The 11,631-nt window shown below is 61.1% G+C and carries 13 protein-coding genes; 4 read left to right on the plus strand and 9 right to left on the minus strand.

What is annotated here, in order from left to right; all coding sequences use genetic code 11:
• Window positions 1-12 precede the first annotated feature (12 nt).
• A complete protein-coding gene (locus QQJ86_RS17660; protein ID WP_284322288.1) occupies window positions 13-816 on the plus strand; it encodes a CPBP family intramembrane glutamic endopeptidase in 804 nt (267 codons plus the stop codon).
• Window positions 817-877: 61 nt separating this feature from the next.
• Here the strand turns inward: QQJ86_RS17660 and QQJ86_RS17665 are convergent, their stop codons facing one another.
• From QQJ86_RS17665 to rsfS, 4 genes are all read right to left on the minus strand, one after another.
• On the minus strand, window positions 878-1,453 hold the full coding sequence (locus QQJ86_RS17665; RefSeq protein ID WP_284322289.1) for a Maf family protein: 576 nt from the start codon (window positions 1,451-1,453) through the stop codon (window positions 878-880).
• 81 nt (window positions 1,454-1,534) lie between these two features.
• The gene (locus tag QQJ86_RS17670) at window positions 1,535-1,984 is read right to left on the minus strand and encodes a GNAT family N-acetyltransferase (RefSeq protein WP_284322290.1); all 450 of its coding nucleotides are present in this window, start codon (window positions 1,982-1,984) and stop codon (window positions 1,535-1,537) included.
• A 41-nt stretch (window positions 1,985-2,025) separates the two neighbouring features.
• Entirely contained in the window at window positions 2,026-2,496 is a 471-nt protein-coding gene (gene rlmH, locus QQJ86_RS17675; protein ID WP_284322291.1) for a 23S rRNA (pseudouridine(1915)-N(3))-methyltransferase RlmH, read from the minus strand.
• 11 nt (window positions 2,497-2,507) lie between these two features.
• The gene (gene rsfS, locus QQJ86_RS17680) at window positions 2,508-2,897 is read right to left on the minus strand and encodes a ribosome silencing factor (protein ID WP_284322292.1); all 390 of its coding nucleotides are present in this window, start codon (window positions 2,895-2,897) and stop codon (window positions 2,508-2,510) included.
• A 316-nt stretch (window positions 2,898-3,213) separates the two neighbouring features.
• Here rsfS and shc point away from each other — a divergent pair, with 316 nt between their 5' ends.
• On the plus strand, window positions 3,214-5,220 hold the full coding sequence (shc, locus tag QQJ86_RS17685) for a squalene--hopene cyclase (RefSeq protein WP_284322293.1): 2,007 nt from the start codon (window positions 3,214-3,216) through the stop codon (window positions 5,218-5,220).
• A 24-nt stretch (window positions 5,221-5,244) separates the two neighbouring features.
• Here shc and QQJ86_RS17690 read toward each other — a convergent pair whose 3' ends face one another.
• Both QQJ86_RS17690 and QQJ86_RS17695 read right to left on the minus strand, forming a co-directional pair.
• On the minus strand, window positions 5,245-5,895 hold the full coding sequence (locus QQJ86_RS17690; protein ID WP_284322294.1) for an NrsF family protein: 651 nt from the start codon (window positions 5,893-5,895) through the stop codon (window positions 5,245-5,247).
• A gap of 6 nt (window positions 5,896-5,901) precedes the next feature.
• A complete protein-coding gene (locus tag QQJ86_RS17695; RefSeq protein ID WP_345782826.1) occupies window positions 5,902-6,567 on the minus strand; it encodes an RNA polymerase sigma factor in 666 nt (221 codons plus the stop codon).
• Between the two features lie 257 nt (window positions 6,568-6,824).
• On the opposite strand from QQJ86_RS17695, the gene QQJ86_RS17700 reads away from it, so the two are divergent.
• Window positions 6,825-8,549: a cytochrome c biogenesis protein DipZ gene (locus QQJ86_RS17700; protein ID WP_284322295.1), complete on the plus strand. Its 1,725-nt coding sequence runs from the start codon at window positions 6,825-6,827 to the stop codon at window positions 8,547-8,549.
• A 30-nt stretch (window positions 8,550-8,579) separates the two neighbouring features.
• On the plus strand, window positions 8,580-9,206 hold the full coding sequence (gene msrB / locus QQJ86_RS17705) for a peptide-methionine (R)-S-oxide reductase MsrB (protein WP_284322296.1): 627 nt from the start codon (window positions 8,580-8,582) through the stop codon (window positions 9,204-9,206).
• A gap of 157 nt (window positions 9,207-9,363) precedes the next feature.
• Here msrB and nadD read toward each other — a convergent pair whose 3' ends face one another.
• The 3 genes from nadD to QQJ86_RS17720 are packed head-to-tail and all read right to left on the minus strand — an operon-like array spanning window position 9,364 to window position 11,631.
• Window positions 9,364-10,008 carry a nicotinate-nucleotide adenylyltransferase gene (nadD, locus tag QQJ86_RS17710; RefSeq protein WP_284322489.1) on the minus strand — a complete coding sequence of 215 codons (645 nt, stop codon included), beginning with the start codon at window positions 10,006-10,008 and terminating at the stop codon, window positions 9,364-9,366.
• A 2-nt stretch (window positions 10,009-10,010) separates the two neighbouring features.
• Window positions 10,011-11,021, minus strand: coding sequence for a DNA polymerase III subunit delta (holA, locus tag QQJ86_RS17715; RefSeq protein ID WP_284322297.1), 1,011 nt, complete (start codon window positions 11,019-11,021; stop codon window positions 10,011-10,013).
• Between the two features lie 16 nt (window positions 11,022-11,037).
• A complete protein-coding gene (locus tag QQJ86_RS17720) occupies window positions 11,038-11,631 on the minus strand; it encodes an LPS-assembly lipoprotein LptE (protein WP_284322298.1) in 594 nt (197 codons plus the stop codon).

The following is an 11,631-nucleotide window of genomic DNA, read 5'->3' on the forward strand; positions in this document are numbered from 1 at the left end:
GCAAAGCGGTCGATGAGCGCGCGGGACGAACCGGCATCACCACCTTTGCCCACGGCACCGGGTGTGCTGCAGGCATTTGGCCTGATCTTGCTTTATTTCCTGCTGCAGGTCGTGGCAGGCGTGCTGATGGGTTTCACCGTCGGGGTGATCGAAAAGATTCGCCACCCGCAACTTGCCCTGGCGGACGTGCGCAAGTATGCGATGAACGTACTGCAGCAACCGGACGGCAACGCCATGCTGGTGGTGATCGCCGTGCCGTTGATCGCGATGCTCCTGTTCTGGCTGGTGCATCGCAAATGGCCGCTGTTGTGGGCTCGCGCGACACCGCCTGGCTTCGGGTTCCACGGCCATTCGACACCCCGTTGGTACGTCGCCGCGCTGCTCGTTGGGGTGACCATGCCACTCCTCGGTGCGCTGATCACACAGTTGCTGGCACACGGCCATGAAGTAACCCAGAACGTGCAGGAACTCAGCCAACACGCATCAAGTTATTTGCGCTTGCCGCTGGCAATCGTTGCGATCACGGTAGGGCCGATGATCGAGGAGTTGATGTTTCGTGGCGTGCTGCTTTCCGCACTGATGCGTCATATGTCGACGAAAATGTCGATTACGGTCTGCTCCGTGATGTTCGGCGCAGTGCATCTGGGCGGACTGGATTTTCAGTGGTATGCGCTGCCGAACTTGATGCTGCTTGCTATCGCGTTGTGCTGGCTGCGGTTGAAGTCCGAATCGTTATGGCCAGCCGTTGTGGCGCATGGGGTGTATAACCTGTTTGCGCTGGTGGCGTTGTTTTCTACAGCGAGCGGCGCATCGTAGGTTTGCACCCCAACCTACGATTGTCATCCCAACCTATGCGCGTGGGATGTAACGATGGGTATCACACACCCACCCCAAACTTCCGCAACAACCGCGCTGTTTCGAATAAGGGCAATCCCATTACGCCGGAATAGCTGCCTTCCAGATGCTCGATCAAGGTAGCGCCTCGACCTTGAATGGCATACGCCCCTGCCTTGCCGAATGGCTCGCCGGTTGCCACATAGGCCGTAATCTCCGCCTCATCCAACTCGGCAAAACGCACGCGCGAGACGCAAACGTCGCTGTGCTCCTGCTTCGCAGACACCATGCATACGGCCGAGATGACCTCATGCGTGCGGCCAGACAGCGCATGCAGCATTTCCACGGCATCGTCGGCATCTTTTGGCTTGCCGAAAACGCGCTCCTCCAACACCACTTCCGTGTCAGAGGCGATCACCAGCGCATCGCCCTGCACTTCGCGCGTCAGCGATTCCCATCCAGCCTGCGCCTTGTCGCGCGCCACGCGCCTTACGTAATCCAGCGGCATTTCTTCCGGATACGGCACTTCCGCCACATCCACATCGAGAATGGAAAAGCTCACGCCGAGCTGCCCGAGCAGTTCGCGTCTACGCGGCGATTGAGAGGCGAGATAAAGCATGACACCGGATGCCTTGCCTAAGGTCCAAGGGCGAACCTTACTGCAACAACCAAGGCGATGACATGTCCCGAATAGGCGTACCTACAACGCCAGACCGTAATCGCAAAATTCCGTGCCGCGCTTCCATCCGGTCGATTCGTACAAGGCTTGAGCGGGCGTGTTGTCCAATTCCGTCTGTAGCCACAACCTGGCCGCGCCCAATGCACGTGCATGCTCGGCCGAGGCATCAATCAAAGCCTTGCCCACACCATGCTTGCGCGCTTCACGCGTTACGAATATATCGTTGAGCAGATAAATCCGCGCCGTGCTCACGGATGAAAACAACGGAAACAGTTGCGTGAACCCAAGCCCTGTACCGTGCTCGTCGCAGGCAAGCAGAATCACTGACTCGTGATGCACGAAACGCTCGGTAAGAAAAGCACGCGCACGTGCCGGGTCGGATGTTTGACGATAAAACTGCCGATATCCATCGAACAATGGCACCAACGTATCCAGGTCATAAATATTCGCCTGGCGAACCTCAAAAAGCATGACAGCTCCCGTGACAAGACAGTGACGCTGGCATGCACCGATCAGGCGCGATGGTACGGATGGCCGGCCAGCAAAGTAGTGGCGCGGTAAAGCTGCTCCACCAGCACCAACCGCACCAGCATATGGGGGAGCGTAAGCGGGCCCAATGACCACTTTTGATCAGCGCGTGCCACCACTTCCGGCGCGTGGCCGTCGGGGCCGCCGATGAGAAAAGCCAGATCGCGACCGGCCATGCGCCATTTCGCAAGCTGCTCGGCCAGTTCTTCGCTGGACCATGCTTTGCCGCGACCGTCCAGCGCAATCACATGGATGTCGCGTGGGAGTGCGGCGAGGATGGCGGCGCCTTCGTCGTGGATCGCACGCGCATCGTCGCGGCCCTTGCCGCGTGCACCGGGCTTCAGTTCGATCAATTCGAGGGGCAAATCATGGGAGAGCCGTTTGCGGTATTCGGCAAACCCTTCTGCAACCCATGCGGGCATGCGTTCGCCAATGGCAATCAAGCGGGCGCGCATGCCGGATTTTCTTAGCCGGTAGCTAAGGCAGCTTCGCCTTCGGCGTCGCGGTCACCCACAGTCCACAGGCGTTCCAAACCGTAGAACTCGCGGATGCGCGGCAACATCACGTGCACGATCACATCACCCAGATCCACCAGCACCCACTCCGCTTCCTGCTCGCCTTCGACACCCAGCGGCATCACGCCCGCCTTTTTGGCGAACTTGACGACTTCGTCGGCGATGGATTTCACGTGGCGGGCCGAGGTGCCGGAAGCAATCACGAGCAGGTCGGCGATAGAGGTTTTGCCGCGCACATCGATTTCTCGGATGTCTTTGGCCTTGAGGTCTTCAAGGGCGGCGATGACGGTCTTGCGCAGGGCGGCCGTATTGACGGCTTTGGTATGACGAATGGTGGTCAAGAGTTGGGGCCTCGCAGCGTTTCGGGAGCGCGGGATTGCGCGACTGCAGTATATCCGCCCTGCCATGACGGGACGTCAAGCGCCCCTTATTTACCCCCGGCGACCCTGGCAACGTCCCTGTGGTCGCCCCGCCAGCACCCGGGATTGGGGGCGGGACGGCAACTCACATCCAGGAAACGCTTTCATAAGCCGACTTTCGTCTCCTGCGTCACATCTATGGAATGATTCCACGCCCATTCACGGCATCCAAACAGGCCCTTTACGGGGCCCTATCCATATCTACGCCCCTCAATACGCGCATTGAGTAGGTGCTGAGATGGATGTTCAGACGCCCACTGCTTCGACCTCTACGCATGACATTCCGCATAAGCAACGGAAAGCGGATGCCGAACGCTTTTCCCTGCTTGAAAGCGCTATCGAACGTGCTGCTCAAGGCCTGACGGACGCACAGCAGGCAGACGGTCATTGGGTTTACGAACTGGAAAGCGACGCCAGTAGTACCGCCGAATACATCATGCTGACTCACTACTTGGGCGAACCGCCCAAGCTCGAACAGCATCAAAAAATGGCGCGTTACCTCCATCGCACGCAACTTACGGACGGCGGCTGGCCGCTGTATGCCGGTGGTCCGATCAACGTAAGCAGCAGCGTCAAGGCTTATTACGCACTCAAGATCATGGGCGAAACCGAGGATACCGAACCCATGCAGCGCGCCCGACGGGCCATTCTTGCGCACGGCGGCGCCGAAGCATCCAACGTATTCACGCGTACGCTGCTCGCCTTGCATGGCATCGTTCCCTGGCAAGCGGTGCCCATGATGCCGGTCGAGATCATCCAACTGCCTGCATGGTTTCCCGTGCATTTGTCGAAAATGTCGCCTGTAGCGCGCGCCTTCTTGGTGCCGTTGCTTGTCGTGAATGCCAAACGCCCGCAAGCGAGACATGCGTATCAGGTCGGGATCGATCAACTGTTCAACGTCGCACCGTCTGGCTTGCATCTACTGCCGCGCGCACCACACCAAAGCGCTGGCCTGTTTGTGTTCTTCCACGGCCTCGACACCCTGTTGAGAGCAACGGAACGCCTGTTTCCAAAGCACGCTCGGCAACGCGCGATCGAAGCCGCCGTGGCATTTGTCGAAGAACACTTAGATAGCAAGGAAGGATTGGGGGGCATCTTTCCCGCCGCAGCCATGGTGGTCATGATGTACGACGCGCTGGGTTACCCCAAAGATCACCTGCAACGAGCCAAGTCACGCCAGGCAGTGGAACATTACCTGGCAGCGGGCGAGCTCGAAGCTTATTGTCAGCCCTCCCGATCACCCGTGTGGGATACCGCATTTGCTGCGCATGCCTTGCTTGAAACAGACACGCCTGTTGCCCAGGTGGCGGCGGTGCGCGGGCTCGATTGGTTGCGTACCCATCAGACTCTGGACGTGCGCGGCGATTGGGCCATACGTCGTCCGCACGTACGGCCGGGCGGCTGGGCGTTTCAATACGGCAATGTTCATTACCCTGACGTTGACGATACGGCCGTCGTCGCCGCTGCGATGGATCGCGCGAGTAAATCATCCCACTCCGAAACGTATCGGGAAGCTGTGGCACGGAGTTTGGAATGGATCGTAGGTATGCAATGCCACAACGGAGGCTGGGGTGCCTTCGAGGCAGAAAACACGCATACGTATCTGGATAGCATTCCGTTCTCCGATCACGGCGCCATGACCGATCCACCTACGGCCGATGTTTCGTCGCGATGTTTATCCCTGCTCGCTCAGCTTGGCCAATTGCCGGCCGCTAGCGAGTCAGCCAACCGTGCGATCAATTTCCTGTGGCGGGAGCAACAACCCAATGGAAGTTGGTACGGCCGCTGGGGCGTCAATTACATCTACGGCACCTGGCTGGCCCTTTGCGCATTGAACGCCGCCGGCGTGGCGCATGAAACTCCACGCCTGCAACGGGCGGTGCAATGGCTGATCGCCATCCAAAACGCAGATGGGGGTTGGGGCGAAAGCTGCGCCAGCTACGAGTGCGACTACCGCCATTTCTCGCACGCCAACAGCACCGCATCGCAAACGTCCTGGGCACTGCTTGGATTGATGGCAGCCGGCCAAATCAATCATCCATCTGTTAAGCGCGGTATTTCCTACCTGCTCGCCACGCAATACCAAGACGGTCTGTGGGAGGACGAGCTAGTTACCGGCACCGGCATTCCGCGCGTGCTTTATCTGCGCTACCACGGCTATCCCAAGTTCTTTCCATTGTGGGCGCTTGCCCGCTATCGAAACTTGCGACGCGCCGGTACCGCGCACGTCGCAGTGGGCATGTAGCCATGGGCTCAGAAACAAGCCCAGCTACGCTTTCGACAACAACCGCCCACCCATCAGCGCATTGGCGCCAACCACGATCCCCACTGCCACCGTATGCATCAGCAGATCCGACGCAGTGGCATCGAAGTTGTGGCAGATCTCCAGCAGGCTCGCGGAAGCCGACGCGCTGGCCAGCCCCACCAGCACAGCCGTCAGCACCGGGCGCAACGGACAGGCTCGCCGGAGCAGCCAGACCATCAGGCCGGACAGCGGAATCGAAAAACTGATGATGAAGATCAGGCAGTCATTGGCGCCGTGCAGATCCATCACCGGCATACCCGGTATGTGCGCACGCAGGCAGCCCATGCCGCTGGCGCCGATCCAAAGCAACGCGCTAGGCACGGGCACCCACGCCCAACTGCGTGAACGCCCCGGCACCGCAAGCATGAACGACGCCAGCGCCGCGGTGACCGCGGTAATCACCGCGCCACACGCCGCCAGCCCAAGGTCGGGCGCCACGCTCCAGCGATGCAGCATGGTGCCGGCGCCATAACGCACGAACAGCCCCACGGCGATTACTGCCACTATCGCCAGCCAGCCGAGCGCACGCCGCCACGGCGGCAGCAGGCGCCGCACGGGCGTCAGCTCCGCGCCGAGCGCGTCGATCAAGGCTTCATGGCGTGCTGCGTCGGACATGAGGGCTCAAGGTTCTCCATGCAGGCGATCGCGCAGCGTCTTCAGCGCGCGATGCAGATTCACTTTCAGCGCACCGGTGTTTCGCCCGGTGCGTTCGGCGGCCTCAGCGAGCGTGCGCTCCTTCAGACCAAGTTGTTCCACCGCCTCGCGCTGCCCCGGCGGCAGGGTTTCGATCGCCTTGCGTAGACGCTCAGCGTCCTGATGGCGCTGGGTGCCGGCGCTGGCGTCTTCGCGGTCAGCGTGCGTATCGAAGGCAAATTCGTCGTGCACCTCGCGATGCGCGCGACGCCCGTGGCTGCGCAGCAAGTCGATAGCACGGCGCGCGGCGATCGCCGACAGCCAAGCGTCGTAGGAGCGCGACGGATCGAACGTGTGCCGCGCGCGATGCACCGTGAGCAGGGTTTCCTGCACCACATCATCCAGCGCATCCACCGCCACGCCCTGCCGCCGCGCTACCGCGCGGATCAACGCCACCGAATCATTCAGCACGCGCGTGTAGGCGCGCTGGTCGCCTGCTTGCGCGGCGGCCATCCATGCTGCCCGCTGCCGGTCAGCCTGTTCGCTGGCACTTAAAGATTCGGTCGGCACGGCCTTGTCGCTATCCAGCCCCCTTGGCAGAGGCTGGCGTAGTAGGACCCACGGGCCGTCAAAGGTCAAGGATGCGTTAGGCATGCTGAGGCTTGGTGGTTTCTGTGGGGGTATTCGTTGAGTTCGGGTGTACGGTTACTTGGAGGCGGGAACGGGAAATAGGAAACGGGGAACATGTAACGCGCCGGGCGCGTGAAATGTGCGCGTCGCAAGCATCGTCGCTTCACAGCGCACGAGGCGTCACACCAAACGTAATCGTTACGTTTCCTATTTTCCGCCCTCAAGTAACCACTCGCCACACCCCAGCGAATATCCCACCAAAGCCACCACGCATCCCAACCATGCTCCTCCTTATCCTGGCCTTCCTCGGCGGCGTCCTTACCATCCTTAGCCCATGCATCCTGCCGGTGCTGCCGTTCGTGTTCGCGCGAGCCGATCGGCCGTTCATGCGCAACGGCCTACCTATGCTGATTGCCATGGCGTTCACCTTTGCATTGGTCGCCACGTTGGCGGCGGTGGGCGGCGGATGGGCGGTGCACGCGAATCAATATGGCCGCTACATCGCGCTGGTGGTATTGGCGGTACTTGGCCTGACCTTGTTGCTGCCGCACTTCGCCGAATGGATCAGCCGTCCTTTCGTGCAACTTGGCAACCGGCTCAGCGAGAAGACCGAGGCGCAGCAGGATTCGCCGTGGTCCGCCGCGGGACTCGGCATCGCAACCGGTCTGCTGTGGGCGCCGTGCGCCGGGCCGATTCTTGGCCTGTTGCTCACCGGCGCGGCGCTGCAAGGTGCCAGCGCAACAACCAGCTTGCTGCTGCTCACGTACGCCGCTGGCGCGGCAGCGTCGCTCGCGCTCGCGCTGGTGGTCGGTGGACGTGTCTTCGCGTTGATGAAACGTTCACTGGGCGCCGGTGAATGGGTGCGCCGAGCGCTGGGTGTGCTGGTGCTGGCCGGCGTGGTGGCCATCGCACTTGGTGTCGACACGGGTTTGCTGACGCGCGTTTCGCTGGCAAGCACCGGCGGTTTCGAGCAGAAACTGATTGATGCCGTGCGCCCCGCACCGGTTCACGCCGCTCCTGCACCGAAAGCCGGCGTACCGTTGCCAGTGGAAGGTGAACTACCGTCGCTGGATGGTGCAACGAAGTGGTTCAACAGTGCACCGCTATCGCCCGAAGCACTGCGCGGCAAGGTGGTATTGGTCGATTTCTGGACGTATTCCTGTATCAACTGCATTCGCTCGCTGCCATACGTGAATGCGTGGGCGCAGAAATATCGCGATCACGGATTGGTGGTGATTGGCGTGCATGCGCCGGAATTCGCATTCGAGAAAGATCCCGCCAACGTCGCCAAGGCGATCAAGGATTTCAACATCACTTATCCAGTGGCGATGGACAACGACTATGCCATCTGGAAAGGCTTCAACAACGAATATTGGCCAGCGCATTACTTCATCGATCCGCACGGGCAAATCCGTGCACATCATTTCGGTGAGGGCGATTACACCGGCAGCGAAGATGTGATCCGTCGCTTGCTGAGCGATGCCGGTTACAAGGATCTACCTGATGGCTACGTGCAACCCGGCGCATCCGGCGCGGAAGCCGCCGGCTCCGGCGACATGCGCCGCTCACCGGAAACCTACGTGGGTTATGCCCGCAGCGAAGGATTCGCCGGTGGACAGATCGCCCATGATGACAGCTGGCAGTACCGCGCACCGGACACCCTCACCGCCAATCAATGGGCCTTCAATGGAACGTGGACGGTAAACGCGCAACACGCCACGCTCGACAAATCGAATGGCAGCATTGTCTACCGCTTCCGCGGTCGCGATCTGCATCTAGTGCTTGGCCCCAGCGAAGACGGCAAGCCCGTGCGTTTCCGCGTCACGCTCGACGGCAAAGCACCGGGTGATGACCACGGCACCGACATCGATGCGGATGGCAACGGCACGATCAACGGACAACGCCTGTACCAGCTGGTGCGCCAAACGCACGGCACAGGCGAGCGCGTCTTCGAAATCACCTTCCTCGATCCGGACGTACGCGTGTATGCGTTCACGTTCGGCTGAGTGCAGCAAAACAAGCAACAGGAGCAAGGCATGACCTCCACATACGATGACAAAGTTGCGGATCGGCGGCGATTTCTGCTCGCCATGATGGGCGGCGGCGCTGTTGCGGCGCTGGGTGGTGTGGCGATGGTGAGGTTCTTCGCTGGCAAAGGAGGCAACGCGATGGCGGCCACGCCTGCCGCAACCAACAGGGTAGAAACCCTATTGCTCGAATGCTTTTCCGACGACGACGGTCACCATCTTGGCCCCTGTGACGTGCGCAAGCTGGTGCTCACCGATGAGCAATGGCATCAGCGCCTTTCCGATGCCGCGTTCAACGTGATGCGTCGCGCGGGAACCGAGATGGCGTTCAGTGGTCCGCATGAAAAGCCGCAAAGCAAAGGTCTGTATCGCTGCGCCGGCTGTGACACTGCGTTGTTCGATGCAGCCACACAATTCGACTCCGGCACAGGCTGGCCGAGTTTCTGGCGGCCGATTGCCAAGAAGAATGTGATCGAGAGTCGCGATACCGCCTATGGAATGATTCGCACGGCGGTGAGCTGTGCCGGATGCGACAGTCACTTGGGCCACGTGTTTGATGATGGTCCGCCGCCGACTGGGTTGCGTTATTGCATGAATTCAGTGGCGATGCGGTTTGTGGCGTATCGGGTGAGTTGATGCTTACCGATATGCTGCCCCTCTCCTATCGGGAGAGGGGTTGGGGTGAAGGCACGAACGGAGCGCGTTACCAACACCTTCGCAAGACTTCTATGACACGCTTCGTTCGTACCCTCATCCGCCCCTCGGGCACCTTCTCCCGAAGGGAGAGGGAACATCAAGGCGAGGGTATCGCGCGATACGGCGCCAACAATTCAGGGTCATCAAACAACCCTGCCGGCAACAAGTAGCGCGGATCACGCCCTGCCGCCAGCAACTCGCGAATGCGCGTAGCGGACACTTCAAAAGGCGTGACGGAAAGTTCGATCACCTTCCCTGCAGTCTCTGTTCGAATAACAGCAGGATCATCCGTGCGCCGCGCAGCCACGGCGCGTTCCAGTTCCACCGGAATGCACGCTTCAATGCCGGGGCGGTTGATCACGCCGATGTGCGTGACGTTGAACAACTCGCGCCAGCGGTGCCAACTGCGCAAGCCGGCGAAGGCATCCGCGCCGAGCAACAGCACCAATGGCCGCGCACCGAATTCGCGACGTAGCTCTTCCAGCGTGTCGATGGTGTAGGAAGGGCCATTGCGTTCGAGTTCGCGTGTGTCCATCGCCAAGCGCGATTGCCCACGCAAAGCCGCGCGCAGCATGTCCACGCGCTGTGTGGCGCTGGCGGTAGGTGGTGGACGATGCGGTGGCACGTTAGCAGGCATCAAACGCACTTCGGCGTCGAGCAGCTCGGAGGCTTCCCACGCCACGCTGAGGTGGCCAATGTGGATCGGGTCAAAGGTGCCGCCGAACAGGGCTAGCGGTTTCATTTTCATACCAACGCCTGCGCCGCTCTCGGCTCCGCAATCGCTGCAATCAAGCGCTGCGTCTCCAACCACGCATCGCCGGCTTCACGACCCTTCGCAATGCGATCGATCCGCGCAGCGCGCGCCAAGCATTGCATCCAATGTTCACGCGGCGCACGACGCAGCGCTTTGCGGAACAGTTGCTCGCGCGCCGGCCACAAACGCTCCGCACGCGCCTGCGCACCGAAGTCATGGGCGTTGGCCAGTCGCATAGCAAGCTGCAGCTGATTGACCAGCCAGCCCATCAGTGCAATCAATTCATCACCTTCCGCACGCAGGCCATCGAGAATGCGCAGTGCACGCGCGCCATCGCCACCAAGCGCTGCGTCGGTCAGCTTGAAAGCGTCGTAACGCGCGCTATCGGCAACTAGGTTTTCCATCTCCGCCGCATCGATCTTGCCCTGCCCGTGCAACACCACGAGCTTGTCGATTTCCTGCGCGGCAGCAAGCAGATTGCCTTCCACGCGCTCGGCAAGCAAAGCAACCGCATCCGGCACAGCAGTCAGTCCGCGCGAAGCGAGACGCGCGCCGATCCAAGCTTCCCATTCGTTGGGCCGCGGCGCGTTGAAGACCACCATGGAGCCGGCGCTATCCAGCTGCTTGGTCCATGCGCCTTCATGTTTGTTGCTCCATTCCACCGCGGTGATCAGCAGCGTCACATCCGGAGGGGGATTGGAACAGAATTCGACGATGGCCTTGGCGCCTTCGACACCTGGTCGCCCAGTGGGTAAGCGCAGATCAAGCAGGCGACGCGTGGCGAACAACGACATGCCGGCAGCGGAGCGCGCCAGTTCGTCCCAATCGAAATGCGCGCCGACGTCGAGGACCTGGCGCTCGGTGTAACCTAGCTTGCGTGCTTGCGCGCGCAACGCGTCGGCCGCTTCCAGCACCAGCAGTTCCTCGCCCGCCAGTAGGTAGACGGGACTGAGGCGGTCCGCGGCCAGCGCCTTCTGCCACTGGGCGTGGTTGAGCGGCATAGTCGTCAGAGCCCGCTTAGTCGCCGATCGGCGTCGGCATGTATTGCGGCGGTTGCTGCGTGGTACTCGCGTTGGCCGGCATGGGGCCGACCGCCTTCGCGGCGGCCGTTGTTCCATTTTTGGCCACCGCCTGCAAACGGAACAACGTGGCCTGGATGGCGTCGTCGATCAGGCTGCCCTGGATCTGTTCCATCTGCGATTGCGTGCCCACCGGCTGGCTGGCGTCATAGCTGAATTCGCGCTGCAGATCGATGGCCTGCTCCGGCACGATGACCTTGCCGTCCGGATCAACGGCGGTAAACACCATGTGGAAACGCACGGCGAATTCCGTCACCTGCGCAGCGCCATTGATGGTGAGCGATTGCACGTTGAAGTTCTGCGCCGGCACGTGCAACTCGGCAATGCCGGGGCCGGACTTGTCTTCCAACACAACGTTGGAAGCGAGCAGCGCGCGCGCCAATTTGCGCTGGAAGTCGCCACCGCCGCCCACCGTCAGGTGTACGCGCTGCATCCCTTCGGGCATGGCCGCGCTTCCGCGCAGATGGAAACCGCATGCTGCCAGGGCAAGCATGGGCAGCAGCGCGATCAGTTTCAGCATGCGGTGATTCAT

Source organism: Dyella acidisoli, assembly GCF_030160295.1.
In the GTDB taxonomy this organism is placed as follows: Bacteria; Pseudomonadota; Gammaproteobacteria; order Xanthomonadales; family Rhodanobacteraceae; genus Dyella_B; species Dyella_B acidisoli.